The organism is Gammaproteobacteria bacterium, assembly GCA_013001575.1.
Classification (GTDB): Bacteria; Pseudomonadota; Gammaproteobacteria; order Steroidobacterales; family JABDMI01; genus JABDMI01.
The window spans coordinates 1-26,016 of sequence record JABDMI010000071.1; the positions used below are offsets into that span (position 1 = coordinate 1).

The 26,016-nt window shown below is 48.6% G+C and carries 25 protein-coding genes and 1 tRNA gene; 14 read left to right on the plus strand and 12 right to left on the minus strand.

From position 1 onward, the window contains the following. Positions 1-93: 93 nt before the first annotated feature. The 3 genes from HKN88_06260 to HKN88_06270 form a co-directional block, all read right to left on the minus strand. Positions 94-534 (minus strand): lactoylglutathione lyase, encoded by a 441-nt coding sequence (locus tag HKN88_06260; protein ID NNC97660.1) that lies wholly within the window; start codon positions 532-534, stop codon positions 94-96. A gap of 108 nt (positions 535-642) precedes the next feature. Next, a tRNA-Thr gene (locus HKN88_06265) sits at positions 643-718 on the minus strand. A 12-nt stretch (positions 719-730) separates the two neighbouring features. Then, a complete protein-coding gene (locus HKN88_06270) occupies positions 731-1,159 on the minus strand; it encodes a transcriptional repressor (protein NNC97661.1) in 429 nt (142 codons plus the stop codon). Between the two features lie 189 nt (positions 1,160-1,348). Here HKN88_06270 and HKN88_06275 point away from each other — a divergent pair, with 189 nt between their 5' ends. The 7 genes from HKN88_06275 to HKN88_06305 all read left to right on the plus strand — a co-directional run bounded on the left by HKN88_06275 (position 1,349) and on the right by HKN88_06305 (position 9,318). After that, positions 1,349-1,927 carry a hypothetical protein gene (locus HKN88_06275; protein ID NNC97662.1) on the plus strand — a complete coding sequence of 193 codons (579 nt, stop codon included), beginning with the start codon at positions 1,349-1,351 and terminating at the stop codon, positions 1,925-1,927. A 164-nt stretch (positions 1,928-2,091) separates the two neighbouring features. Next, positions 2,092-2,727 carry a hypothetical protein gene (locus HKN88_06280; protein ID NNC97663.1) on the plus strand — a complete coding sequence of 212 codons (636 nt, stop codon included), beginning with the start codon at positions 2,092-2,094 and terminating at the stop codon, positions 2,725-2,727. Further along, complete coding sequence (pilV, locus tag HKN88_06285; protein NNC97664.1) at positions 2,724-3,242, plus strand: type IV pilus modification protein PilV; 519 nt, start codon at positions 2,724-2,726, stop codon at positions 3,240-3,242. Before HKN88_06280 ends, pilV begins: the two co-directional genes overlap by 4 nt. After that, positions 3,242-4,261, plus strand: coding sequence for a prepilin-type N-terminal cleavage/methylation domain-containing protein (locus HKN88_06290; protein NNC97665.1), 1,020 nt, complete (start codon positions 3,242-3,244; stop codon positions 4,259-4,261). The genes pilV and HKN88_06290 overlap by 1 nt, the downstream gene beginning before the upstream one ends. Positions 4,262-4,281: 20 nt before the next feature. Beyond that, positions 4,282-4,761, plus strand: coding sequence for a hypothetical protein (locus HKN88_06295; protein ID NNC97666.1), 480 nt, complete (start codon positions 4,282-4,284; stop codon positions 4,759-4,761). A 73-nt stretch (positions 4,762-4,834) separates the two neighbouring features. Further along, on the plus strand, positions 4,835-8,794 hold the full coding sequence (locus HKN88_06300) for a hypothetical protein (GenBank protein NNC97667.1): 3,960 nt from the start codon (positions 4,835-4,837) through the stop codon (positions 8,792-8,794). 41 nt (positions 8,795-8,835) lie between these two features. Then, positions 8,836-9,318 carry a type IV pilin protein gene (locus HKN88_06305; GenBank protein NNC97668.1) on the plus strand — a complete coding sequence of 161 codons (483 nt, stop codon included), beginning with the start codon at positions 8,836-8,838 and terminating at the stop codon, positions 9,316-9,318. A gap of 31 nt (positions 9,319-9,349) precedes the next feature. On the opposite strand, the gene ispH is transcribed toward HKN88_06305, so the two are convergent. The 5 genes from ispH to murJ all read right to left on the minus strand — a co-directional run bounded on the left by ispH (position 9,350) and on the right by murJ (position 16,335). After that, a complete protein-coding gene (ispH, locus tag HKN88_06310; GenBank protein ID NNC97669.1) occupies positions 9,350-10,285 on the minus strand; it encodes a 4-hydroxy-3-methylbut-2-enyl diphosphate reductase in 936 nt (311 codons plus the stop codon). A 4-nt stretch (positions 10,286-10,289) separates the two neighbouring features. Continuing rightward, the gene (gene lspA / locus HKN88_06315) at positions 10,290-10,880 is read right to left on the minus strand and encodes a signal peptidase II (GenBank protein NNC97670.1); all 591 of its coding nucleotides are present in this window, start codon (positions 10,878-10,880) and stop codon (positions 10,290-10,292) included. Between the two features lie 4 nt (positions 10,881-10,884). Then, a complete protein-coding gene (gene ileS, locus HKN88_06320; protein NNC97671.1) occupies positions 10,885-13,704 on the minus strand; it encodes an isoleucine--tRNA ligase in 2,820 nt (939 codons plus the stop codon). Between the two features lie 129 nt (positions 13,705-13,833). Then, on the minus strand, positions 13,834-14,760 hold the full coding sequence (ribF, locus tag HKN88_06325; protein ID NNC97672.1) for a bifunctional riboflavin kinase/FAD synthetase: 927 nt from the start codon (positions 14,758-14,760) through the stop codon (positions 13,834-13,836). Between the two features lie 18 nt (positions 14,761-14,778). Beyond that, entirely contained in the window at positions 14,779-16,335 is a 1,557-nt protein-coding gene (murJ, locus tag HKN88_06330; protein NNC97673.1) for a murein biosynthesis integral membrane protein MurJ, read from the minus strand. A 250-nt stretch (positions 16,336-16,585) separates the two neighbouring features. On the opposite strand from murJ, the gene rpsT reads away from it, so the two are divergent. After that, on the plus strand, positions 16,586-16,846 hold the full coding sequence (rpsT, locus tag HKN88_06335) for a 30S ribosomal protein S20 (protein ID NNC97674.1): 261 nt from the start codon (positions 16,586-16,588) through the stop codon (positions 16,844-16,846). Between the two features lie 106 nt (positions 16,847-16,952). Then, entirely contained in the window at positions 16,953-18,110 is a 1,158-nt protein-coding gene (locus HKN88_06340; protein NNC97675.1) for a serine hydrolase, read from the plus strand. Here HKN88_06340 and cgtA read toward each other — a convergent pair. The 3 genes from cgtA to rplU all read right to left on the minus strand — a co-directional run bounded on the left by cgtA (position 18,107) and on the right by rplU (position 19,939). Continuing rightward, complete coding sequence (gene cgtA / locus HKN88_06345) at positions 18,107-19,129, minus strand: Obg family GTPase CgtA (protein ID NNC97676.1); 1,023 nt, start codon at positions 19,127-19,129, stop codon at positions 18,107-18,109. The two genes, HKN88_06340 and cgtA, sit on opposite strands and share 4 nt — an antisense overlap. 199 nt (positions 19,130-19,328) lie before the next feature. Next, on the minus strand, positions 19,329-19,586 hold the full coding sequence (rpmA, locus tag HKN88_06350; GenBank protein ID NNC97677.1) for a 50S ribosomal protein L27: 258 nt from the start codon (positions 19,584-19,586) through the stop codon (positions 19,329-19,331). Between the two features lie 41 nt (positions 19,587-19,627). Then, entirely contained in the window at positions 19,628-19,939 is a 312-nt protein-coding gene (gene rplU, locus HKN88_06355; protein NNC97678.1) for a 50S ribosomal protein L21, read from the minus strand. A gap of 311 nt (positions 19,940-20,250) precedes the next feature. On the opposite strand from rplU, the gene HKN88_06360 reads away from it, so the two are divergent. Beyond that, complete coding sequence (locus HKN88_06360) at positions 20,251-21,213, plus strand: octaprenyl diphosphate synthase (protein ID NNC97679.1); 963 nt, start codon at positions 20,251-20,253, stop codon at positions 21,211-21,213. Positions 21,214-21,221: 8 nt separating this feature from the next. Here the strand turns inward: HKN88_06360 and HKN88_06365 are convergent, their stop codons facing one another. Beyond that, positions 21,222-22,223 (minus strand): bifunctional transcriptional activator/DNA repair protein Ada, encoded by a 1,002-nt coding sequence (locus tag HKN88_06365; protein NNC97680.1) that lies wholly within the window; start codon positions 22,221-22,223, stop codon positions 21,222-21,224. 126 nt (positions 22,224-22,349) lie between these two features. Between HKN88_06365 and HKN88_06370 the strand changes: the two genes are divergently transcribed. From HKN88_06370 to HKN88_06385, 4 genes are read left to right on the plus strand one after another with little or no spacing between them, the layout of a single operon-like run. Beyond that, positions 22,350-23,033, plus strand: coding sequence for a DUF2064 domain-containing protein (locus HKN88_06370; protein ID NNC97681.1), 684 nt, complete (start codon positions 22,350-22,352; stop codon positions 23,031-23,033). Then, positions 23,026-23,784 carry a TVP38/TMEM64 family protein gene (locus tag HKN88_06375; GenBank protein ID NNC97682.1) on the plus strand — a complete coding sequence of 253 codons (759 nt, stop codon included), beginning with the start codon at positions 23,026-23,028 and terminating at the stop codon, positions 23,782-23,784. The genes HKN88_06370 and HKN88_06375 overlap by 8 nt, the downstream gene beginning before the upstream one ends. A gap of 18 nt (positions 23,785-23,802) precedes the next feature. Next, positions 23,803-25,263, plus strand: a complete 1,461-nt coding sequence (locus HKN88_06380; protein NNC97683.1) for an FAD-dependent oxidoreductase — start codon at positions 23,803-23,805, stop codon at positions 25,261-25,263. 1 nt (position 25,264) lies between these two features. After that, positions 25,265-25,948 carry a glycosyltransferase gene (locus tag HKN88_06385; protein ID NNC97684.1) on the plus strand — a complete coding sequence of 228 codons (684 nt, stop codon included), beginning with the start codon at positions 25,265-25,267 and terminating at the stop codon, positions 25,946-25,948. Positions 25,949-26,016: the final 68 nt, after the last annotated feature.

Consider the following 26,016-nt stretch of genomic DNA (forward strand, 5'->3'; position numbering starts at 1 on the left):
CCTGTAATCCTGTATTGCCGACGACTATGCCGGAGAGTAAACGACCATTATATGTTGTCTCAGGCTCGTAACCTAGTGTGCAATTGGATTAACTCACCATTCACCGCTATTGGGCATTGACGCCCAAGGCTCGATGACCTCCAATGCTTCACCTATTTGGAGTAACTCAATAGATATATTGTCGGGTGAGCGTACAAAGGCCATGCGCCCGTCACGTGGTGGTCGATTGATAATCACGCCGGCTTTTTGCAAGGTCTCACAGGTTTGAAAAATATTATCTACTTGAAAAGCAAGATGCCCAAAATTTCGACCCCCTGTGTAGTCTTCAGGCTCCCAGTTGTGGGTTAATTCCAGCATCGGACAATCGGTGCGTCCATAGCGCTCGATATCATCCGGCGTGGCTAAAAATACCAAGGTAAATTTTCCTTTGGGATAATCATTGCGCCGTACTTCTTGTAAACCCAATTGCTCACAATAGAACCTTATGGAAGCGTCCAGATCAGTCACGCGCAACATGCTGTGTAAATATTTCATAAATTTTCCGTTTCTGATGGTCTGTGCATTCAAAATTTACCGGCGTCGGTGCTAATTTGCCATGATAAGAATTTTTTTGGCTTTTCACAATGACCGGTACATTCAATATGGTGCCGGAAAGAGGATTCGAACCTCCGACCTCCGCATTACGAATGCGCTGCTCTACCAACTGAGCTATCCCGGCATGAATGAATGTTTAGCGAGTTGCGGTTTTATTGCCAATGCGGACCAGAATGTCTACGCCCTTGGTTTCCAGCTCTGGCGGGAGCTCTGGGAGATAATTGATACTGATATCCTGGTGTTTGATATCGGATAGCTCACCCGTGTCTTCGTTGTAAAAGTGATGATGCGATTCGGTCACAGAATCGTAGATGGCGGTTTGGTCATTGATCTTCACTTCCTGGATCAAACCGTGCTTCAGAAAACTTTTCAAGGTGTTATAGACCGTGGCTTTTGAGGCATTGTTGGCCCCGGCAATAACCTTTTGCAAAACCTCTTCAGCACACAGGTGTTGTGGCTTATTTAATAACACTTCGCCAATCGCCACGCGCTGCGCCGTAGGGGTTAAACCGTGGGCACGAATGAGCTCGGTGATCTCTTGTCGATTGCGCTGAAAATCAAACATACCCAGATTATACAAATATTTCTGTGGCTCGGTGAAAAAATAAGCCTATTTCCGCCATCGAAATCTACTGCTGTGAACGTGTCAGTTTTGTCTGACGTCTGCATCAAGCGTATCTGACAGATTTACTGCTTGTGTTTGAATAGAATGGCGCTGTTCATGGATTGAACCTTTACAAAACAGGGAGTAACTATGTCAGATTCAGGTCTATATACTGTTCAACTCAACAGCAACACACAAAGCGGTACCACGTTTATCCAATTATTAGTGGTGCTGGTGATCAGCGCAATCATCTCGGGATTGGCACTCCCTGCCTATGCCAACCTGTTGACCAGCCAGCAACGCAGCGCCGCCATGAATGCCTTTCAGCATACTTTATTCAGTGCAAAATTCGAGGCCAATAAAACCCTGGAAAATATCGTCATTTGCCCAAGCCAGGATGCGCATTCCTGCCAACCCGGTTCTTACGATTATTCTTATGGCTGGATCATGTTCATCAACCGCGATAAAGATTACCCGGTCAAGCGCGATTTGAACGAGGAACTCCTGTATGCCACGCAATTTGATCTGAGTAAGTTTGAGCTGGTCGCGAATCGACAGGCGTTTACCTTCAAACCCTTACCCAAACGCAGCACCAACGGTACTTTGATGTTTTGTCCGCAGGAAAAATTTATAAAAACGCATAATTATCAGGCGCTTATCATCAGTTACACCGGTCGGCCCAGATTATCGAAGCAAATAACGCAAACGCACAAAAATATTTGTGATTAAGCGGGAATGATCAGGATTGAACCAATGTGTTCCAGATGTGAAACAAAACGATATGTCATTATTTGACATTTTGCTTATTGAATACAACCGTCCGTCCTTTAATTTCAACCGTTAGTCACTGTAAAACCCTTATTAAGCCCTAAAATTTAAGCTTTAGTCACAGAATGGAATTTAAAAACAGTGCACTCAAGATCGAGGCAGACGGAATGAGACTTGGCGGGCTAAAAAACAAGCAGTACGGCTTCAACATAGTTGAGCTGATGACCATAGTTTTGGTTGTAGGGATAATTGCGGCCATCTCCGCCCCGAGCTATGAAGCCTTTATCAAAAACCAGGCCATTGCTTCTGTGAGCACAGAGGTTATAACCGCTTTTCAACTTGCCCGCACCGAGGCCATCAAACGCAGCGTCCCGGTCAAGGTCTGTTTTCGCAACAAGATCAGCAATGTCGATTGTGAAGATCCGCATCTGGGCTCATCGAATATCAACGAAATAATTATTTTTGTGGACACCAATGCCGATGACGTGCTCGACACGGGAGAAGAGACTATTTACACCAGCAGTGAATTGAACGACAAGGTCAGTTTGATCCAGGTCGCCAATAATAATGTTGGCGGTAGTATTTTATACAACCAAAAAGGCGGCGCGACCTTCGAGGCCGGTGACTCCCAGACTTCGGCCTACATTGCTATATGTGATGACCGTGCTTTGAATCGATTCGGGCGCCTGATCACTTTGAGTGCAACCGGTAGAGCGACATTAAGCACTTTACCGGATGGCTATGTGGTGACCTGCACATGAATACCATGATCCCAAAAATGCAGTTCGTGTCACACTCTCGGGGTTTCACCCTGATAGAAACCCTGGTGGCACTATTGGTGATCTCTACCGGAATTCTGGCTTTTGCTTTGTTGCAAGTGGAAAGTTTGAAAGCAACCCACACCTCCATGCAACGCACCAAGGCCATACATTTCGCCACCGATATCATTGAACGTATGCGCGCCAACAAAGCTGCGGTGTCTGCCGGTCAATACAATGCCTCAACTGCCGCCCCGGGTGCCAATGCCCCGTTTAATTGTTCCGATGCCGACGGCACCGACGCCATTGATTGCAATGCCTTTCAATTGGCCAGCTTTGACGTCTGGGAATGGAAAACCGCCTTGTCGGATACCACCGCGAGCAAATCCGGCATCGTGAACGGGCTGGCCTCGATCAATAATACAGACACGGTGTCACCCTACAATGTCACCATCACTATTACCTGGAATGACCAGGAACGTAACAGCAGTTATGTTCTGGATACGGTGATATTTTGATGAATACCTTTGACACAAGCACATTGGCAAAATGGAAAACCCAGCAAGGGTTCAATCTGATCGAGCTGATGATATCGGTAACGATCGGATCCTTCCTGATCCTGGCAGCGGCTTATGCCTTTCAACAAGCAAAAAACAGTTACCTGATCAATGAAAATGTCGCCCGCCTGCAAGAACAGGCTCAGTTTGTTCTGGATGGTCTGGACGAAGACCTGCGTCACGCCAATTTCTGGGGCAAACACAATAGTGTGAATGCCATGACCATTGGCGCGACCATTACCGGTGCGATCAACAATGATTGTAACGATCCGGCCGACACCAGTTTTAACGGCTGGGCCTTGAACATTCCCCAGGGCATTCACGGCACCAATAATATCTACCCACCATGGGGCACGGGCTGTATCACGGCTGCGGATTTTGTCGCCAATACAGATTCCCTGGTTATCCGGCATGCCGATACCGCGGAAGTGGCGGATGCGGACCTGGAAGCCGGCAAGATCTATATCTCGAGTCTGGAAACCCCCTTGGGTGTGGTCTTCAAAGGAACGACACCACCACTCTCAACCGGCACCGAAGCCAAAACCTTTGAAATGGTCTCACATGGTTATTACGTACGCGATTGGGCCTACACAGCCAATGACAATATTCCCATGCTCAGACGCATAACTCTGGTGGATGGTGGCGCTGAACCTTCCGTGGCCGATAACGAATTTGCGGTGGGCGTTGAAGATCTACAAATCGAGTTTGGCATCGATACCTCGTCTTTGGGCAGTCCCGGACGTGGCTCGATAAATCGCTATGTCGCACCGGACAATGCAGTATTGAACAACCCCGGTGTCACCATACGCTCGGTCAGAGTGTGGCTGTTAATGCGTTCGCAGTTTCCCGAACAGAATTACACCAACACCACCACCTACGCTTATGGCGACAAGAACGGGCTGAGTGCGTACACCCCGGATGATGCATTCCGACGTTTACTCGTCAGTCGTACATACCAGATACGCAACATGGAGATCTAGCGAATTGCTATTAGTGAAAAATGAAAATTAACCAAAACAAAATAATTAATCAGCAGCAAGGCTCAACCTTGTTCATATGTCTGGTCATGCTGCTTGCGATCAGCATCGTCAGCCTGGCTGGCATGAAAAATTCGGTGCTGGAACTGGTCATTGCCAATAACAAACAACAGTTCAATAATACCTTTCAGGCGGCCGAAGCGGTAATAGATGCACGCCTGAATGCCTTGTCGGTGACACTCGATGGGTCGGAAGTTCCGGATGCCGAAAAAACCACCCTGGCACAAACCACCGATGTTTTCAGCAGTGCCGACACCAGTAAAAAAATTGCCACCGTCAACACCCGGGTGTTTTACCGCACCGAGGGACCATCCCTGGGCTGGGACATCAACAAAGGCGTCGCCCATCACTTTCAGATGGAAGCCGTGGCAACCGCACCTGCAAAAAATGCAGTGGCCAATTACCGCATCGGGTTTTACGTAGTTGCGCCATCAACCAAATGACAACCAAATGAAGAGACAGACAACAATTTAATTTTTAAACCATGGAATAAGCTAATTTCGCATCGAGAATATTATGAAAACTCTCACCACAAACTGGACACAACGGATTCTGACCTTATTTAAGCAATTGGCTCTGCTTGCCTTATTTCCCTGTGTGCTCTTCACTGCGGCCACCTACGCCGACGACACCGAGATCTTTGTCAAGAGTTCCACCTATGAAGGCGCTGCACCAAACGTGTTGATCATGCTGGATTCTTCCTCGAGCATGAACCAGAGCATTGAATACGTCGATGGCTACGACGCTACAGTTGCAACACCGGCGGCGGCCTCTGCGCCCTGTGACGAAAGCAAGATCTATGTCAAAACCGGCACCAACAACCAATTACCCTCTTGTGGCAACAACTCCGACACCATTTTGGTGTCGGCCATGCGCTGTCGGGACATTGTCGAGTTCATGCTGGAGGTCGGCTCGCTGAATGACCGTGTGCATCAATGGGATGAAGACAGTGGTACCTGGGGTGCGTTTGGGCACGCCAGTAACGCCAATATGGAAACTGCTCCGATCGAATGTTTGAACGACCAGGGCAAACACGGTGATTTACAGATATTAACAGCAGCAAGTGGTCAGGTTGAATTGGACACTACCACCTTCCCGATAAAAACCACCCCAGATCCTTACATCACAAATTCAGGACCGGTGGACCCTGACAGTAATATTAAAGCCGCCTGGTCAGAAACCGAAGACACCAGTATTGTCTGGGGTGATGACAAGTTCGTGACTTTCTACACCGGGCATTTCCTGAATTATGCCCATTACGTCATTGACAACAAAAATGATCCGGCCTTTGCCGATGCCTATCACAGCACCAGCGGTGTGCAACTCGCTATCACCGCTATGTCCCAGATCGTTGATGAATACGATGATTTCAATATGGGTATTGCCCGCTACAACGCAGGTGGTAATAAAACGGCGTCAATATTAATGCCCGTAGTACCACTGGATGACTCCGAGACCAAGTTAGAAATAATTGGGAATTACATCGAGGCATTTGGTAAAAAAGATGGCACTATTCTGCCAAATTCCAGACCGACAGCCAATTACGTGACCACCGAAGACAACAGTTTTTCCGGGGGCCAGCCTATGGCATCTGGCCAATATGAGGCGTATCGTTACTTTAGAGGGCTTTCACCGCATGGCGGTGGGACTGCCTCACAAAATTTCACCTTGCTTGACGCGGATCCACAACCACATCCTCCCACCACAAATATCCCGTCAGCAATTGACTCTAATGGCGAATACATTTCTCCGATCGATGCGATAGACGGTGTTTGCCAGGGGAATTACGTCTTATATCTAACTGCCTCAGGCACATCGTCGGATCAAACTGCCCCTCAGATCAATGATGCCATCGGCTGGACCGCGGATGGTACCCAACATGAATTGGAAGGGAATCATGGTAAATGTGGACAAGGCAATGATGAATGTCTGGATGACCTGACCCAGTTCATGTATGAACACGATCTGCGCGATGACATTGCAAATGGTATTGACGAGAACGGTGACCCGGTTTTGCAAAACGTGACCACTTACGGTATTTCCATAAACGCCAGTGCCGAGGACCTTGACGAAGCCGCCGTTCTGGGCGGTGGTAAATTCCGTAAGGCTGAAAACCCTGGAGCCATCACCGCTTTATTGCGTGAAGTGCTGAACGAGATAATTGGCCAAAACACCACCTTTGTCGCCCCGTCCATCTCTGTGAATAACTTCAACCGCCTCGAGAACCGCGACGAATTGTATTACTCGCTGTTCACGCCAACCGAAACCCGGGTCTGGGAAGGTAACCTGAAAAAGTACAAGTTCGATGACGGCGAAATTATTGATGCCAATACGGTGGCAGCTATCGATCCTGCCACAGGTTCTTTTTACGACTACGCATTAAGTTTCTGGACAGACTCTTCTGCCGCCGAATTGCAAAACCCTAAATTAGTCAAAGTGCTTGGTGCTGACGGCAATGTTTCCGGTTTAGGCGGATTCGCCAGCCGCTTAACCACCACATCGAGAAAAGTTTACACCCACAAAGATGACAATGTCGGATTACTGAATCTTGATCTTAGTCAAGACAGCAAACATAAATTGCACGAAACCGATAACAACTACATCACCAAGTCATTATTGGGCGATAGCAGCATGAGTGATGAATACTTTACCGAACTGGTGCGATGGGGTCGTGGCGTGGTGGTGACCACCGATGGCACCACCACCTCGGAAACCTCGACCAAGTTCGTTGGCGACCTGCTACACACAACCCCGGCCATCATTTCTTATAACACCGGGACCGCGGAAAATCCGGTGGTGGATCAGGCCTTGTTCTTCGGTACTAATAATGGCTTTATACACGGTGTAAATGCCGACCCACAGACCTTGACCGAGAATATGGAATATTTTGCTTATGCGCCATACGAAACCCTGGTGAACCTGGATACCTACTACACCAATGAAGAATCCATAGACAAACTCTACGGTATCGACGGACCGGTGACTTTCTGGAATAACGACATCGTCGAAGAAAACCTGCTGGTCGACAGCGGCGAAACCGCGATGCTGTACGCAACCCAACGCCGTGGCGGTCGTAATATCTATGCCATGGATGTGAGCGATTACAATAATCCGGAACTGGTCTGGAAGATTCGCGGTGGTCAGGGCGATTTCACTGAATTGGGTCAAACCTGGTCGGCGGTGCAACACGCCTCCATCGCCAATGCTGACCCCACAGAAGACCCGATCGATGTGGTTATTTTTGCCGGTGGTTATGATGAGAATCAGGACACATTGATCAGTGCCACGGCTCCGGCATCTGCACTTGATGCCAGCATGGGCCGCGCGGTGTATATCGTAAACGCCAATACCGGTGAATTGCTCTGGCACGCAAGCCATGATCAAACCGGCACTACAGCCATCGCAGCCGATCAGTATGCCGATATGCAATACGCCATTCCCTCCGACATTCGCATCATCGACAGTAATTACGATGGACACTCGGATCGCTTGTATTTTGGTGATCTGGGTGGCCAGGTGTGGCGTTTTGACATTGATAATTATGTGACTAACTCGGATGAGATCACCGCGAGTGGCGGGGTACTGGCCAAACTCAGTCCGGGGGCATCCACCAATACAAATACCGGGCTGACCAATATTCGCTTTTTCTCCGCCCCAAGTGTCGCTCCGGTCGACAACAGCGTGTACGGACGCTATTTATCCATTGCCATCGGTTCGGGTTATCGCGCCCACCCGCTGGACGAAGTCTTGAACGATAAATTCTATATGTTGAAAGACTACGCAGTGAACAACAAGCCCGACTTCAGTACCCTGCCCGTGATCTACGATAACGGCGATACGACGGCACCAACAACTCATAAGCTTCTCGACGTCACCTCGATCGCACAAGCAGGTTCACAATTAAAAGCTTACGGCGGTTTTGTTATTGATCTTAATAGCGGCCCTGGTGAAAAGATCCTGAATCCGGCCATTACCGGTGACAACAAGATATTTTTCACCACCTATGTGCCTGAATCCGAAAGTGCCCCGAGTAACAGTTGTGCCCCTAATGCACAACTCGGTAAATCCAAACTCTATGCCGTGTCCTTGTTTGATGGCGGTGTGACAGACGTATTCCTGGAAGAAACCTACACTATTGGCACCAACGAAGACGGTGATATCGTTGTCACTACCTCTGATGGTGACACCTATGTGTTGACCGATGGCGATGAGATAGTCACCAATCCCGATGGCAGCGTGGTGATTGTATTTGATGATGGCACTGAGGTCACGATCCTGGACGCAGCCGATTCTGACCAGGATACCGGCAACCGTTCCACCGATCTCAATGAGGCCGGCATATCCGCCAATCCGGTATTCGTGTTCGAGACCGGGGATACTGGTGGAACCAATGTGAGTGTATTGATCGGTAAAGAAGCTGTAGACCCGAGCATTACCAATAATCCGGTCAAGACCTACTGGCATCGCATGGAATAAAAAACAATAACATTGCTTTTTAGCAATAATGGAATTACAGAATGTTAAAAAATTGCGTTCAACAAAATAAACAAAGTGGATTTACTCTCATTGAGTTGATGGTAACGGTTGCTATTATTGGTATTCTGGTCGGCTTGGCCTACCCCAGTTATGAACGCTATTTGATTCGTTCTTATCGGGTTGACGCCAAAACCGCGTTACTTAAAATTCGTGCCGAGCAGGAAAAGAATTACCTGGAAAACAACACCTATCTGAATGATGCGGCGTTTAAAACCGCGAATACGGCTAACAACTGGTTTCAGGTGAGCGGTAGCAATGTTCTGACCGAGAACGGTTATTACACTTTAAGCATTGAACAGATCGGAACTACTCCGTTCACGGAAAATTTTTCTGCCAAAGCCACCGTGGTTTCCACTAACTACCAATCCAAAGACAAGGATTGCGCCTCCTTTAGTATCAACAGCAGTGGGGTTAAGTCAGCGGTGGCCGGAACCGGCGGTGACGCCAGCAAGTGTTGGAAATAGAGTATTAGTTAAGCGGCTAATTAAACTTTAATCAGCGCTTGAGTAATTTCGGCAATGAAAAGGTGATGGTTTCAACCGCGCCGCTGGTTTCCTGCGCGGCCACACCGCCCCATTCCTTGAGTTGATCCACCACGCCCTGCACCAGTAATTCCGGGGCCGAGGCACCGGCGGTTAAGCCCACCTTATTGACCTTGTTAAACCAGTCGGCTTGTAGATCTTCGGCACCATCGATCAAATAGCCCGGCACATTGGCCTTGTCGGCCAGTTCACGCAGGCGGTTGGAATTGGAACTGTTGGGTGAACCAACCACCAGCAATACATCACAGTCCGCCACCAGTTGTTTAACCGCATCTTGACGGTTCTGGGTGGCATAGCAAATGTCTTCCTTGCGTGGGCTTTTCACTTCGGGGAAGCGTTGCTTGATGGCTTCAACAATGTCATTGGTATCATCTACTGACAAAGTGGTTTGGGTCACAAAGGCTAATTGAGCCGGATCGGACACCTCCAGTGACTTCACGTCGTCAACGGTCTCAACCAAATGAATCGTGCCGCCGTTACTGTCGTCGAATTGACCCATGGTGCCCTCCACTTCCGGATGTCCTGCATGTCCGATCAACAACACCTGGCGTCCATCTTCGCCGTAGCGTTTCACTTCCATGTGGACTTTGGTGACCAATGGACAAGTGGCATCAAAGACTCGCAAGTCACGACGCCGGGCTTCGTCCTGTACAGCTTTGGATACGCCATGCGCGGAAAAGATTACCGTGGCATTGTCGGGGACTTCCTCGAGCTCATCCACAAAGATCGCACCTTTGTCCTTGAGCGAATCCACCACAAATTTGTTATGCACCACTTCATGCCGCACATAGATGGGTGCACCAAACAACTCGATGGCACGTTTGACTATATCGATGGCGCGATCAACACCGGCACAAAATCCTCGGGGGTTGGCAAGTAGAATTTGCATGCTATTAAGACTCGTCCGGGACAGATGGTTTCATGGCAGCCAGGGCTTTTTCTTTTTTCACTTCCTGCCACCAGTCTATGAGCAGGAATATTGCCCCGCAGAAAATTGCCATATCGGCCACATTGAAGGCCGGATACCGGCCATTGGGAAACAGGAATTTAAGGAGCGGTATTTGCCCGAAGGGTTGGTAATGAAAAGACAGGAAATCCACCACATAACCATAGTTGATGCGGTCAATCACATTGCCCAGGGCGCCGGCCATCACCAGGCTTAATGCCAGAGCGAGAATTTTTTGATCTTTTTTGGCAAAACGGAAAAACCAGATAATGATGCCGGTACACACTATGGCTGAAAGACTGATAAAGAACGGCTTTTGCCAACCGCCGGCGTCGCTCAAAAAGCTGAAGGCCGCGCCGTAATTTCGTAAATAATACAGATCGAAATAGGACGTGACCACCAGGCGCTCACCGTATTCAAAACGCTGTACGATCTCGAATTTAGTCCATTGATCCAGCACCACCAACAGCAAACTGAAACCAATGAACCAGAAACAGGCTTTGGTAGAGAGTTGTGCTTTTTCGGTGTTTGTATTCATGCTGTCAGGCGTAATGGCGCTGCTCACCATCACCATCAACATTGGTGATGCAGCGTTGGCATAATTCCGGATGCTCTGTGGATCGTCCTACTTCTGGGCGTCGGTGCCAGCAACGAACGCATTTTTCAGCATCGGTCTTTTTAATCTCTACCTCAAGTTGCTCGCTGCCATTATTCAGTTCCGCGCCAGAGGTGATAAACACAAAGCGCAATTCGTCACCCAACTGCTCCAAGGCTTTATATTGCTCGCCATTCGCGTTTATGGTTATGTCGGCTTCCAGAGCCGAACCAATCACACCGGCCGCGCGTTTTTCTTCGAGTGCTTTTGACACTGTGTCGCGAATATCCAGAATAGTGTCCCAATCCTGTTGGGTAGATTCAAGCTCAGGCAGCTTGTACCAGGTCTCAAGCAAGACCGATTCGCTGCTCGCACCCAATTCATGCATGGATGACCACACTTCTTCGGCAGTGAAGCTCAATATCGGGGCAATCCACCTGACCAGCGCATGCGTAACGTGGTACATCGCGGTCTGGGCCGAACGCCGTGCCTGTGATTTAGTTTGTGTGGTGTATAAACGGTCTTTTAAGATATCCAGATAAAAACCGCCAAGATCCTCGCTACAGAATTTATGCAGTTTTTGGTAAATATGGTGAAACTCATAGGTCTCGTAAGCCGTGGTCAATTCTGTGTGCAATTCACTGGAGCGTTTTAATATCCATTTATCCAATGAGAGCAATTCATCCAGGGCAACGGCATCCTTTTCAAAGTCGAAGCCATGCAAATTACCCAACAAGAACCGAATGGTATTGCGAATGCGACGATACGAATCGGCAACACGTTTGAATATTTCATCCGATACCGTGATCTCGCCGCTGTAATCGGCTGACGCAACCCATAAACGAATAATGTCAGCACCCAGGGTATTGGCCACTTTTTGTGGTGCGATCACATTACCCAGCGACTTGGACATTTTGCGCCCGTTCTCATCCACGGTAAATCCGTGCGTGAGTACCGCTTTGTAAGGGGCCTGATCCTTCATCGCCATACTGGTGAGCAAAGAGGACTGGAACCAGCCACGATGTTGGTCAGAACCTTCCAGATACAGATCGGCGATATGCGCTTCCAATCCATGAGTTTTGGTCACACTGTGATGCACAGTACCCGAGTCAAACCACACATCCATAATATCGGTCGTGCGTTCGTAATTGCCGGTCTCGGCACCCAGTAATTCTTTATCCAGCATCGCAAACCAGGCCTCGATACCACCCGTTTCAACGGCTTGGGCAACCTTTTCCAGGATGCCTTGGGTATCCGGATGCAACTCGCCGGTTTCATTATGCAGGTACAAGGGAATTGGCACGCCCCAGACGCGCTGGCGCGAGATACACCAGTCGGGACGACCTTCCACCATGCCATAAATACGCTGCTCACCCCATTCCGGGATCCATTGCACTTTGGGGATCTCTTCCAGGGTGCGTTGGCGCAAGCCGTTTTGTTCCATGCCCACAAACCATTGCGAGGTAGCACGGAAGATCACGGGCGATTTATGTCGCCAACAATGCGGATAGCTGTGTTCTATTTTTTCAAATTTAATCAACGCACCAGCATCTTTTAATGCGTCAATAATATTGTCGTTGGCTTTGTATATGTGTTGGCCGGCAAACATTTCGGTAGACGGCAAGTAAACGCCGTTACCCCCGACCGGATTTTCCAAAGGCAGGTCGTATTTGAGACCCATATTGAAATCGTCATGCCCGTGTCCGGGCGCGGTATGCACGGCACCGGTACCGGCTTCGGTCGTGACATGCTCACCTAGAATAATTGGCACCTGTCGGGATGCAAACAAGGGGTGTTGCAAAGTAATGTTCTCGAATTTGTCACCGCTTGCTTGCGCGACCTGCTCAATGGACTCGGCGCCAAAGCGGGCACACACATCCTCGACCATGTCTGTGGCGAGTAATAAATATTCTTTACCCGCATCAGTGGTTACGGCTACCAGACTGTATTGTAATTCCGGGTGCAGGGTCACAGCCTGGTTGGCAGGAATGGTCCAGGGCGTGGTCGTCCAGATCGGAACCGAGATTTTGTCACTGTCTACGGATTCTATTCCGAAAGCGGTCAGAAACTTTTCAGTGTCAAGCACCGGGAAACGCACATCAATACTGGGGGATACTTTATTTTCGTATTCCACTTCGGCTTCAGCCAATGCGGATTGACAATCCAGACACCAATGCACCGGTTTAAAGCCCTTGTACACATGCCCGTTCTCGATGATCTTGCCAAGCGCCCGGATTTGCGCCGCCTCGAACTTTGGATCCATGGTCAGATAAGGGTTTTCCCAGTCCCCGAGCACGCCAAGGCGTTTAAAATCTTTGCGTTGTCCATCAATCTGTTTAGCCGCATACTCACGACAGGCTTTGCGAAACGCATTGGCGTCGAGCTTTTGCCCGGGCTTGCCGTGTTTTTTCTCGACTTCACGTTCGATGGGTAAACCGTGACAATCCCAGCCGGGAATGTACGGTGTATCGAACCCGTCGAGTGAGCGCGACTTGACGATGATATCTTTTAAGATCTTGTTGACGGCATGCCCGATGTGAATATTGCCATTGGCGTACGGCGGTCCGTCCGTGAAATAGAATTTCGGGCGCCCTTTGGACACTTCACGCATACGCGCGTAGATATTTTGCTCTTCCCAGGTTTGTAATTGCTTAGGTTCACGCTGGGCCAGATTGGCACGCATCGGAAAAGCGGTTTTGGGAAGATTGATGGTATCTTTGTAGTTCTTCCCGGACGCTTGTGCGGGTTTTTTGTCGTCTTTACTCACTCGGTTTCCAGTCGTATCGGATTGATCAATTTTACGACCCGCTATTGTACGTGGTTTGGCCCGCTTTGACTGCGTAATTAGCCGCTTTTTAAGGGTAATCCTGATCTATTCGGTGCAGATTACTTCAAGCTAATGCTCAAAATATTCCCGGACTTGCTCCAGGTCAGCCTGCATTTGTTTTTTTAATGCGGCAAGATCAGCAAAATTTATTTCCGGTCGCAGGAAATGCAAAAATTCCACATCCACATGTTGCCCGTAAAAATCGCCGTCACGCTCAAGCAAATGCACTTCCAGGATCCAGTCAGAACCTTCCACCGCCGGGCGAGTTCCGATACTTGCAATGCCATTGACTGGGTCTTGTTCCAAACCGTGTACTTGAACCGCGTAGATGCCATGCAAAGGGGAAATTTGCCGACTGACAGGAATATTTAGCGTGGGAAACCCGAGTTCGCGACCCAGTTTTTTCCCGTGCACCACGCGCCCGCTCATGTGATACGCGGAGCCCAACAAGCTGGATGCCAATTCCATATCGCCATCAGACAAGGCCGCACGAATCGCGGAACTGCTCACCCTTTGCGTGCCTTGTTTCAAAGTTTGGGTGTCTTCCACAATAAACCCGTGTTCTCTGCCTGCATCCTTCAAGTGTTCGAAATCCCCCTGACGTTGATAGCCATAACGAAAATCATCCCCGATAACCACGTGTTGCACGCCGAGCGCATCGACCAGGATTTGTTTGACAAAATCATTCGCCGATAAACTGGATAACTCGCGGTCAAACTTCAATTGCACCAGGCCTTCGCAGCCGGTTTGTTTAATGGCTAAAAAGCGATCCCGCCATCGCATTAATCTGGCCGGCGCCTGATCACCCATAAAATATTCTTTGGGGGTGGGCTCAAATACCATAACCAGGGAATGCAGATGCTTGAGTTTGGCCACCTGCAATACGCGTTCGATCACCCGCTGATGGCCCAGATGCACGCCATCATAATTTCCAATGGTTAAAACACTACCGGAAAGTTCCTTGGGGAAATTTTTGTATGAACGGATTAATCGCAAAACGGGCTCGATTTCTAATTAGTGTTGTAAAAAATGACCTGGACGAATGCCCATAATAAACAAACTGGCAAAATAACATAGCACCCCGGCCCCGATCACCGTAGCCAGACGTGATATTCGGCTCAAAGCCCCGGCGCTGGCCCAGGAATCGAGACTGCCAGCCAGGAATGTAATTAACAGACCCATCAGTACACAGGCAAGAACAACTTTCGCCAAATACAGCCACCAGCCTTTTTGCGGTGTATAAATTCCTCTTTTGCGTAAGCCGCGATACAGTAATACCGCATTCACAAAGGCTCCCAGGGACGTGGCCGCCGCCAAACCCGCGTGTGGCGCGGTTGTCCATTTACCAGTTAAAAACAAACTCAGCACAATTACATTCAGGCTGATGTTTACCACAATAGCGACAATACCGATCTTCACCGGTGTCACCGTATCTTGTCTTGAGAAATACCCCGGTACCAATACTTTGACCAAGACAAAGCCGAACAAACCAAGACCATAAGCCCACAAACTGTAACGCGCCATACGCATGTCATAAGTGGTGAATTCGCCGTACTGGAACAAGGTGGCCAGCATGGGTCCCGCCAAACACAATAAACCGACCGCGGCGGGTAAACAGATTACAAAGGCCATACGCAGCGACCAGTCCAGGGTACGGGAAAATTCCTGCGTGGAATTTGACGAAAACTGGCTCGACAATCTTGGTAAGGCTACCGTTGCTATGGCAATACCAAAGATCCCCAAAGGAAATTCCATGAGTCGATTTGAATAAAATAACCAACTGATACTTCCAGTTGCCAACAAGGAGGCGATTGCTGTATCAATGATCAAATTGAGTTGGGCGACGGAAGATCCAAAGATTCCGGGAATCATCAAGCGAAAGATCTTTCGAACTCCGCTGTCTTTCCAACCCCATTTTGGCCTGGGCAATAAACGTAATTGACGTAAGAATGGAAATTGGAATACCAACTGCACGATCCCGGCGAGAAAAACCCCAATGGCGATGGCGTAAACCGGGGTCTCGAATTGTGGCGAGATGTATAGAACAAACCCGATCAAAATCAGATTTAATAGTATCGGGGTAAAGGCCGGTACGGCAAAGCGGTTATAGGTATTCAGAATTCCGGCAGCCAATGCGGTTAGGGAAATGAATAACAGATAAGGAAACATCCAGCGCAACATGCGGATCGAGAGTTCCCATTTTTCCGGCTCGTCGTAAAATCCGGGCGCGAAAAGCAAAATAAACACCGGAGCCGCTAACACTCCGAGCAAGGACACGATAAAAAGAATGAACCCCAGGGTGCCGGAGGTTTTGTCGACCAGGTCTTTTACCGCGGCATGGTCTTGTTTTTCCTTATACTCATTCAACACCGGAACAAAGGACTGTAAAAAGGCGCCTTCCCCAAATAATCGGCGGAAATAATTCGGGATCGAGAATGTCACTTTGAACACATCCATCATGTAAGTCGCGCCAAAAAAGCGCGCGAACAGCACATCCCTGACCAGTCCCAGGATGCGAGAGATGAAGGTCCATCCGCCAAATACGGAGGCTGATTTGAGTAATTTAGGCATAGCGTTTTTTAGTTGCCGATTATAGCCGCATAAGTCCTTGTTTTAATTGATTTTTAACCTTGAGCTGATTTGCGCCGCTAATTAAGCCCGTATTTTCGATCAATCCTATCGATTATTTGAGATTACTCGCCACTAGCGGTTGATTTCCAAGCGCATTTTACGCATAATGCGCGGCTATTTTATGAGATTTGTGTGATGTTTAGGTGTTACAGCAGATCTGCAAACACTCGAACACTCCCAGGAGCAATTTGTGGCAAATATTAAATCAGCAAAAAAACGCGCGATCACTTCAGAAAAACGTCGCATACGTAACGTAAATCTGCGTTCACGTTTCCGTACCGCATTAAAGAAAGTCGTCAGCCTGATCGACGCCGGCAATAAAGCCGAAGCCAAAGTTGCGTATGACGAAGCCGCCCCGTTGATCGATGGCGCAGTCACCAAAGGGCTTATTCACAAGAATAAAGCGGCCCGTCATAAAAGCCGTTTAAATACCAAGATCAAAGCTCTGTAATTTTTTAAATTCAGTGCAATTCAAAAGACCGGCTTATTGCCGGTTTTTTTGTGCCCGAATTTTTTATACAAACATCCATTAGAGCAAATTATTTTATAATCGCCCGATGAAAAAACTCCTCGCCGTTTTACTCATCGCTGTCATTGCATTCCTGTCAATCCTGGTCGCAACAGACCGTGCGTATTTAATCACTGCAGCTCGCACCATCTGGTTACGTGGACAAACCGACGCGGGCATTCACGATTTCACCGTACAACCCTTGCGCGCCATTGAAGCCGGAGAACCTCAACCTTGGCCAAAACACAAAAACTATAACCGGGTGCCATTGTCCGAGGAAATTCTAGAACATCATCAAACCTACCAAAGTACAGCATTCTTGATCGCCAAAGACGGAGAGCTGATCTCTGAACATTATTTCAATGGCAGTCATGCCGAAGATGTCTCGAGTATCTGGTCGATCAGCAAATCATTTATCACCTTTGCAATTCTCAAGGCCATTCAAGATGGCCTGATCGACAACATCAATGACCCGGTTAAAAAATACATCCCCGAATGGCCGGTCGAACAAAGCCCTACCCTGACCTTACATCACCTGGGTTCAATGTCGGCCGGATTGTATTGGAAAGAGATGGACCATTCGCCGTTTTCCCTGATCGCCAAATTCACCTTCCATGATGATATTTCCCGCTTGTCAGTACACGAATTACCGGCGACAGGAGTACCGGGCGACATTCAGCATTACAACTCCGGAGGTACACAGTTACTGGGTACGACTCTGGCACGGGTATTGAATGGCAAGACTATTTCGGACTACATTTCAGAGTCGTTCTGGAAGCCTCTGGGTATGCAGCAAGACGGCTATTATGTTCTGGATAAAAAGGGTGGTAATGAACGCGTGTTTGGCGGCATAGTTGCTGCGGCAAAAGACGTCGCGAAATTTGGTCAATTATTCTTGAACGAAGGTCAATGGAATGGAAACAGGATATTGGCTAAACAACATATCGATATGATCAAACAGATGCCGTACAACAACAAGACCTATGGATACGGCATTTGGGTAGGCGAATATAACGGGGATCCTGTGTATAACATGCAAGGATTTTTAGGGCAGTTTAATATCATTTACCCCAAAGAAAATTTACTCATTACCCGTCTTGGGCACCAAATGCTGATGAAGGAAGACCTGGAATCATCTCACCCGCAGGTTGATATTTTGTTGCAAGAAGCGCTAAGAATCGTCGCTGAAAACGAGAAAATGGACTAGACGTCTGCTTCGATTCCTTCCATGTAATCCATGACCGCGTATTTCAATTCATCCAGGTTCTGTTTTGCCAGGGCAGAAATATAAAACACCCGGTGTTCGCCATCAAAGGCATCCAACACGGACTGAGCGCGCGCTTTGAATGTTTCCTCATCGACCATGTCTTGTTTGTTAAACACAAACCAGCGCTGTTTTTCCATGAGTTCGTCAGAATACTTTTCCAACTCTTTCACCAATGCGACAGCTTCGGCAGCGATATCGATGTCTTCTGTTAATGGCGCGAGATCGATCACATGCAGCAATAAACGTGTACGTTCCAGATGTTTTAAGAATTGATGTCCGAGTCCGGCACCATCCGCGGCGCCTTCGATCAATCCGGGAATATCGGCCATCACAAAGGCACGCGAATCATCGACGCGCACCACACCCAGGTTGGGAATCAAGGTGGTAAAAGGATAATCCGCAACTTTGGGCTTGGCCGCTGACATAGAACGGATCAGGGTGGATTTTCCCGCATTCGGATAACCGAGCAGGCCTACATCCGCGAGAACTTTTAGTTCAAGACGCAATTTGCGTTTTTCGCCCGCTGTTCCCGGCGTGGTTTTCTTGGGCGCCCGGTTGACCGAACTTTTGAAGCGCACATTTCCCAGACCGCCGGTGCCGCCCTGAGCGACCAGCAGTTTCTGGTCATGCTCGGTGATATCCCCGATCAACTCATCGGTATCATCGTCATACACATAGGTCCCGACCGGCACCACGATCTCAAGGTCTTCGCCTGAGCGTCCTGTGCAATTACGTCCGCTACCATTCACGCCCGGTTTCGCACGATACTTGCGACCTACTCGAAAGTCGGCCAGGGTATTCATTCCGGAATCCGCAATAAGGTATACGCTGCCGCCACGGCCGCCATCGCCGCCGTCCGGTCCACCGTATTCGATATACTTTTCACGTCGGAAACTGGCGCTACCATCGCCGCCCTTACCGGCCGCGACCCAGATTGATGCTTCATCTACGAATTTCATGATTTCAGTATATATCGTTAAGTTTTATATTTTTAATAACACGTAGGATGGGCAAAGCATGCGTGCCCATCAAACATTTCGAGTTTTTGTAATGGACGCACTGCGTATTGCCCTTCCTAGACAAAAATTTCAATTATAAAAAATGCCATAAAAAAAGCCCCGACTGGCGGAGCTTTCAGAACCTGCATTTCGATTTAGCTTAGTGCGCTACGATCGAAACAAACTTGCGATTCTTGGGACCCTTCACTTCAAATTTCACTTTACCGTCCGCTTTGGCGTAGATAGTGTGATCACGACCGAGACCGGTATTGGTACCCGCGTGGAATTTTGTACCACGTTGACGCACGATGATATTTCCGGCCAACACATCTTCACCACCGTAGCGTTTTACACCAAGGCGTTTACTTTCTGAATCGCGACCGTTATTAGTACTACCGCCTGCTTTCTTATGAGCCATATTACTCTCCTAAAACTTTAAACTTGTCTGTGAATCGAGACTCAGGCTGAAATGCCGGTGATCTCAACTTCAGTGAATGATTGACGATGACCCATTTGCTTGCGTGAGTGCTTACGACGGCGGAACTTGACCACACGGATCTTCTTAGCACGACCCTGCTCGAGTACTTTAGCGGCAACTTTGCTGCCTTCGAGCATCGGAGTACCGATCTTGACGTCAGCGCCTTCGCCTACCATCAAGACTTGATCGAATTCAATCGCGTCGCCAACGGCAACATCCAGTTTTTCAACGCGCAATTTATCGCCTTCACTGACACGATACTGCTTGCCGCCTGTTTTGATTACTGCGTACATTATTCTTTACTCTTCAATGACTTAGCTTGATTTAACAAGTGATGAACGCCGCCCGGAATAGCTTGAGATCTATCCAAGGGCCGGCAAAGAGCGAGAATTCTACTGATTAATGCCAGTGCGGTCAATCAAAAATGACGAATATTTACTGAAATACTCTTAAGCTCTGGCAAGGAATTTTCCTTAAAAATCAAGCCATTTGCATTGACAGCGCATACGGCTCTGTTAGCATGCCGCCAGTAGAGCGTAAATTCCAGTTTTAGCTTAAGGACTGACAATAAAAACACCTATCAGGAAACCCATTGAACACGGCCATCGATAAGGCGGTTAATCTTGTAGCCCAGGATTTTCAAGCCGTCAACAAGCTCATCACCGCACAACTGCAATCGGATGTGGTGCTGATCAACCAGATCTCGCAACACATTATCCACAGTGGTGGCAAACGCTTGCGCCCTCTATTGGTCTTATTGGCTGCCCACGCCAGCGGTTATCAGGGTAAAGATCACATCGCTGCTGCAGCGATCATTGAATTCATTCACACCGCCACTCTGCTGCATGATGATGTGGTGGACGATTCCGAATTACGGCGTGGTTCACCAACGGCGAATAATCTGTTTGGCAATGCCGCGAGTGTACTGGTCGGTGACTTTTTGTATTCGCGCAGTTTCCAAATGATGGTCGAACTCAACAATCTGGAAATCCTGGATATCCTCGCTGATGCAACCAATCGCATCGCCGAAGGTGAAGTGTTGCAACTGTTGAATATCCAGAACGCCGAAACCACAGAAGCGGAATACTTTGCGGTGATCGATCGTAAAACGGCCACCTTGTTTGCCGCCGGTATGGAAATCGCCGGTATATTGTCAGAGACCGATAAAAACACAGGTCAGGCATTAGCCGCCTATGGTTCACATTTAGGCTTTGCTTTTCAGTTAGTCGATGATTTGCTGGATTATCAGGCCGATGCCAATGAACTGGGTAAATCGTTAGGTGATGACCTGGCCGAAGGTAAACCGACATTGCCTCTTATTCGGGCATTGCAGTTCAGTAAAGGTGATGACAAAAAGATCATCCAGGACGCCATCGAAGTGAGCAGTAAGGATTATCTGGAAGAGGTATTAAGAGTCATTGCCAAAAGCGACGCCTTACAATACACCGAAAACCAGGCCTTTGCTCAAGCCGATAAAGCCAAAGCGGCAATACAAGACTTGCCGGATTCCGATCACAAAAAATGTTTACTTGCTCTGGCTGACTTTGCCGTCAAGCGGGATTCTTGAAGAGCGCTTTATAAAGCCCCTTCGAGTTCCAGTAATTTCTGCTTACGCCACAAGCCACCACCATATCCGGTGAGTTTGCCATCAGCGCCGATCACGCGATGACAGGGAACAATAATGGCAAATCGATTATCCCCGTTCGCCGTCCCGACCGCCCTGACCGCCTTGGGGTTTTTGATGGCTATGGCTTGTTGCGCGTAAGTTCGGGTTTCACCATAGGGAATCTTCAATAAAGCTTTCCATACCTGTTGCTGAAACTCCGTGCCCATCAATGCAATAGGCAGATCAAAACTTTTGCGTGTTCCATTAAAGTATTCTTGCAATTGTTGTTCGGTGGTTTGCATGACTGGATGCTCACCAGGTACGTAATAACAGCTGGTGTATTTACGCACCCGCTTGATCTGGGTTTCCAACATGCGCCGGTCAACAAATTCCAGAAGATGCAGACCATCATCATTGGCACAGATCAACATCGGTCCCAATGGCGTCATGATCCGGTTGACCCACATCCGGGTACAGTCTCTGGATTGTCCGGGTGGATTACCAAAATACTTTTTAAACGCAGTGCGAAAACCACTTTCCGATTCGTACCCGGACACATCCATTGAGCGCGTGACATTTTCACCCAGTTTCATTTGTTGCATCGCTTCCCCCAAGCGTCGCAAACGCGAGTAACCATGAAAGGTCATGTTGTAGTGTTTTTGAAACCAGCGTCTTACCGCCGCGGGCTGTAAGCCTATTTCGCGTAATTGCCAGTCTTTCCAGCGTTTTTGCGGGTCCCTCTCAACCAAAGTTAGCAACTTTTGAATATCTGGCGGAATCTCATCCGTGGCTTGCAAGGGAGAACAGCGTTTGCAGGGGCGATATCCGGCGCGTATGGCCTCGCTGACGTCGTCAAAGAATTCGATATTCTTTTCCAGGGGTTTACGCGCCGTACAAACCGGCCGACAAAAGATACCGGTAGTTTTGACCCCGGTAATAAAAACTCCGTCAAACGCACTGTCGCGCTGCATGAAAGCTTCCAGCATGGTGTTTTGGCTTAATTGGTTCATGTGTGTAGATTAGTAGAAAAGCTGCTCGGCTACCACCGAAAAATTAACACCGAATTTTTCCCATCGGGATGTAGATTACAATACCCTATGCTTGAGACCTCGAAACCTGAAAAATGTGCAGTAATCGTGTTTGCCAAACGCCCACGAATCGGGCAAGGCAAGCAGCGACTGGCAGCCGAAATTGGCCAGCAAGCGGCGTTTGAAGTTGCTACTTTATTATTAGAACAGACCTTGGGCATGCTTGAGCAATGGCAAGGCGCATTAGTTGTCTCGCCGTCTGAAATTGAGGATTCTGATTGGGCAAGCCAGCTTTTGCAACGACCTGTGATTGTGATCCCGCAACATTCCGGTGGTTTGGGTGAGCGTTTACAACAGATTGATAATGAAGTTCGCCTTTTGGGTTACAGTAGTCTTATCTTTATCGGAAGCGACGCACCTTTGTTAAGCGTGGAACAGTTAAGGTCGGTGGAAAAGAATCTGGATAACTACGCCCAGGTTTTTATACCGGCACAAGATGGTGGCGTTACCTTAATGGCCAGCAATAAACCCTGGATGAATTTGGAATCGGTTTCCTGGAGCACAGATAAAGTTTTTAGCCAATTGAAATCTATGTGCATCAAGCAAGGTCTTAATCTGCAAATTCGGCCTAGTATGTATGACCTCGATGATCTCGACGCCTGTCAACAGTTTTTAAGCCGGGCTGATTTTGCAGACAACCCAAGTAAAGTCTTTGACAAAAAATTAAACACTATTCTGGATACGTATGCGTAAAAAACACATCTTTGCTTTGATTATTCTGGTGCTGCTGGCTCTCGCCATATGGCAACTGCCGGTAAAAACTTACCTGGAACAAGCCTTACTCTGGGTGGAAGCCAATCAAGGCCTGGCCTGGATCGTGTTTGGCGTTTTGTATATTTTAGCTATCGTTCTACTCTTACCGGCTTCCCTGTTCAGTCTTGCGGCGGGCTATTTATTCGGTTTACTGCAGGGCTGGCTGCTGGTTGTGGTTACCGCAACCATCGGAGCGAGTCTTTCCTTATTGGTAGGACGGAGTTTATTACGTGGCTGGGTGTTGGGGCGTGCGCGTGATATGCCCAATTTTGCAAATCTTGATGACGCGGTGTCTAAAAAAGGTTTTTTGATCGTGTTTTTAACCCGACTTTCACCAGTGTTCCCGTTTTCCCTGATCAATTATGTGTATGGCGTGACTAAAATAACGCCCCGCGATTACACCATCGCGACTTTTTTCGGGATCATGCCAGGCTCTCTGTTGTATGTGTATTTTGGCACCACAGCGAAAAATCTGCAGGAAGTTCTGAGTGGCAATGTTGAAACCTCGTCAGGCCAGCAATGGTTTTTGTATGCAGGCTTAGTCGCTACTTTGATATTAACCATCGTGATCACGCGAATAGCCAAACATGCTCTGATCCAGGCCGCCCATATTGAACCTGCCCCTGGAGTAGAACATGAACCTGAACTTGAACCTGAAAATAAAAACCAAACTGAACAACAGACCCAGTAGTCGATCCAAGGACAAAACATGACGCCCGAACACATTATTTCACGCACGACTTCCGATGCCGAATGGAAAAGCTTGATCTTTCCGCATGATTATCAAAATCCGATACCACAAGACAAGTATCATTTAGTTGTCATCGGCGCGGGTCCCGCCGGTCTGGTAACCGCCATTGGAGCGGCCGGTCTTGGTGCCAAGGTCGCCTTGATCGAAGCCAAGGCCATGGGCGGCGATTGCCTGAATGTAGGCTGTGTGCCCTCCAAGGCCTTACTGGCGGCGGCAAAAAAAGTAAAAAACGGAAAACTCAGTCCGGAAAAGGCTTTTGACTGGGTGCATCAGGTACGCGCGAATATTTCGCATCACGACTCGGTCGAGCGTTTTAGTGATGCCGGGATCGATGTTTTCCTTGGTCGGGGCAAATTTACCGATGCACACACCGTAATGGTCGGTGAGGCACAGCTCAAAGCCAAAGCCTTTGTTATCGCCACGGGCTCCGAACCCTTTGTACCGCCCATAGCCGGGCTGGAATCTGTTGCAGTACACACCAATGAAAACATTTTTGACCTGCAAACCGCGCCCAAGTCCATCGGAATCCTGGGTGGCGGCCCGATCGGATGTGAAATGGCACAAGCCTTTGCGGATCTCGGCAGTGAAGTGCATTTGTTTGAGATGGCCGAACAAATTTTAATTCGCGAACATCCGGAAGCGGCCAAACTGGTCAGCGACAGTCTTGAACAACGTGGCGTACACTTGCAATTGGGTGAAGCTGTTCGACAACTTGCGCCCTCTGAGAATGGAATTCTGGTCACGGCCGGCGACACATCGGTGGAGGTTGAATGTGTATTGGCTGCGGTGGGCCGTAAAGCCAATTTCCAGCAATTGGACCTGGATAAGGCGGGTGTAGAAACTCACAAACGTGGCATTACAGTTGATTCGCATTTTCGCACGTCGCAAAAACACATTTTTGCCATCGGAGATGTGAGCAGCAAATATCAATTCACCAATTACGCCGACGCCCAGGCGCGCGCAGTCATTCAAAATGCCCTGTTCCCTGGCAACAGCGCGACCAATACCGACCTATTGCCCTGGTGCACTTACACCAAACCGGAAATTGCCCGCATCGGACTGGACGCAGCGGATGCCAAAGAGCGCGGAATTGAAGTGGATACCTATCGCTACGACTGGAAAGACTCTGACCGTGCCCAAACCGAGGATGACAAGCTTGGTTTTGTCGAAGTGCTAACCAAAAAAGGCAGCGATAAACTGCTTGGCGCAACCATAGTCGGTTCCGATGCCGGTGACCAGATCGCCCCGCTTTCAGTCATGCTGTCTACCGGAACCGGATTAAAAGACTTGAGCGCAAGTTTGTTCTGTTACCCGACACGGAGTGAATATTTGAAACGCTTATCCGATGCGTTCAATAAAACGCGTTTGACGCCGACATCCGCCAAGCTATTAAAATTTTGGCTCGATAAAACTCTCTAGCATGCGGGTCAGTATTATTATCCCAACCCTGGACGATAATCCGGCCTTGGTGAATTTATTGCAACAAATTAGCAACTGGCCTAATCAAGCCTATGAAGTGCTGGTCGTGGATGCAAAGTATGATGAAGCCTGTTCGACAATTTGCGAGCGCTATGCCGCAACGCACATTAGCTTTAATAAAAATCGAGGCGCACAACAAAGGCATGGCGCCGAAAAAGCCTCTGGCGATGTCCTGTGGTTTTTACACGCCGACGCAACACCATCACCAGACGCCCTGTTGGAAATCCAGACCATTATTGGATCGGGAGCGATGGGCGGTTTTTTCCGTTTTGCCTTTAATACTGAAACGACTTCATGGACCCAAAAACTCATTTCCGCATTCACCAATTGGCGCAGTAAGCATTTTATTGCCTATGGCGATCAAGGAATTTTCGTAGACGCGAAATTTTATGCCACTTGTGGCGGTCATTCTGACCAAGCCCTGTTTGAAGAGGTGGCGCTGATCAGGGCTTTGCGCAAAAGCGGAAAACTCAAGCCTTCCGACCTCTCGATACGCGTGTCCACACGGCGCTGGGAACAAGACGGCTACTGGAAACGCACCGTACAAAACCGCTTTTTGGCCCTTGCCTATCTTTTCGGAGTCCAGGCCGATACCCTGGCCAGCTGGTATAAGCCAAAGCGCTAGAGCAACAAGGTACAATCGCGGGTTTCCGCTAACAATTTAGATAGCCTAATTCGATTAGCCAATAATAG

Excerpts from the sequence above, each read along its gene's own strand:
- HKN88_06260 (NNC97660.1), bottom strand. The coding sequence starts at position 534 with ATGAAATATTTACACAGCATGTTGCGCGTGACTGATCTGGACGCTTCC.
- HKN88_06270 (NNC97661.1), bottom strand. The coding sequence starts at position 1,159 with ATGTTTGATTTTCAGCGCAATCGACAAGAGATCACCGAGCTCATTCGT.
- HKN88_06275 (NNC97662.1), top strand. The coding sequence starts at position 1,349 with ATGTCAGATTCAGGTCTATATACTGTTCAACTCAACAGCAACACACAA.
- HKN88_06280 (NNC97663.1), top strand. The coding sequence starts at position 2,092 with ATGGAATTTAAAAACAGTGCACTCAAGATCGAGGCAGACGGAATGAGA.
- pilV (NNC97664.1), top strand. The coding sequence starts at position 2,724 with ATGAATACCATGATCCCAAAAATGCAGTTCGTGTCACACTCTCGGGGT.
- HKN88_06290 (NNC97665.1), top strand. The coding sequence starts at position 3,242 with ATGAATACCTTTGACACAAGCACATTGGCAAAATGGAAAACCCAGCAA.
- HKN88_06295 (NNC97666.1), top strand. The coding sequence starts at position 4,282 with ATGAAAATTAACCAAAACAAAATAATTAATCAGCAGCAAGGCTCAACC.
- HKN88_06300 (NNC97667.1), top strand. The coding sequence starts at position 4,835 with ATGAAAACTCTCACCACAAACTGGACACAACGGATTCTGACCTTATTT.
- HKN88_06305 (NNC97668.1), top strand. The coding sequence starts at position 8,836 with ATGTTAAAAAATTGCGTTCAACAAAATAAACAAAGTGGATTTACTCTC.
- ispH (NNC97669.1), bottom strand. The coding sequence starts at position 10,285 with ATGCAAATTCTACTTGCCAACCCCCGAGGATTTTGTGCCGGTGTTGAT.
- lspA (NNC97670.1), bottom strand. The coding sequence starts at position 10,880 with ATGAATACAAACACCGAAAAAGCACAACTCTCTACCAAAGCCTGTTTC.
- murJ (NNC97673.1), bottom strand. The coding sequence starts at position 16,335 with ATGCCTAAATTACTCAAATCAGCCTCCGTATTTGGCGGATGGACCTTC.
- HKN88_06340 (NNC97675.1), top strand. The coding sequence starts at position 16,953 with ATGAAAAAACTCCTCGCCGTTTTACTCATCGCTGTCATTGCATTCCTG.
- cgtA (NNC97676.1), bottom strand. The coding sequence starts at position 19,129 with ATGAAATTCGTAGATGAAGCATCAATCTGGGTCGCGGCCGGTAAGGGC.
- rpmA (NNC97677.1), bottom strand. The coding sequence starts at position 19,586 with ATGGCTCATAAGAAAGCAGGCGGTAGTACTAATAACGGTCGCGATTCA.
- rplU (NNC97678.1), bottom strand. The coding sequence starts at position 19,939 with ATGTACGCAGTAATCAAAACAGGCGGCAAGCAGTATCGTGTCAGTGAA.
- HKN88_06365 (NNC97680.1), bottom strand. The coding sequence starts at position 22,223 with ATGCAGCGCGACAGTGCGTTTGACGGAGTTTTTATTACCGGGGTCAAA.
- HKN88_06370 (NNC97681.1), top strand. The coding sequence starts at position 22,350 with ATGCTTGAGACCTCGAAACCTGAAAAATGTGCAGTAATCGTGTTTGCC.
- HKN88_06375 (NNC97682.1), top strand. The coding sequence starts at position 23,026 with ATGCGTAAAAAACACATCTTTGCTTTGATTATTCTGGTGCTGCTGGCT.
- HKN88_06380 (NNC97683.1), top strand. The coding sequence starts at position 23,803 with ATGACGCCCGAACACATTATTTCACGCACGACTTCCGATGCCGAATGG.
- HKN88_06385 (NNC97684.1), top strand. The coding sequence starts at position 25,265 with ATGCGGGTCAGTATTATTATCCCAACCCTGGACGATAATCCGGCCTTG.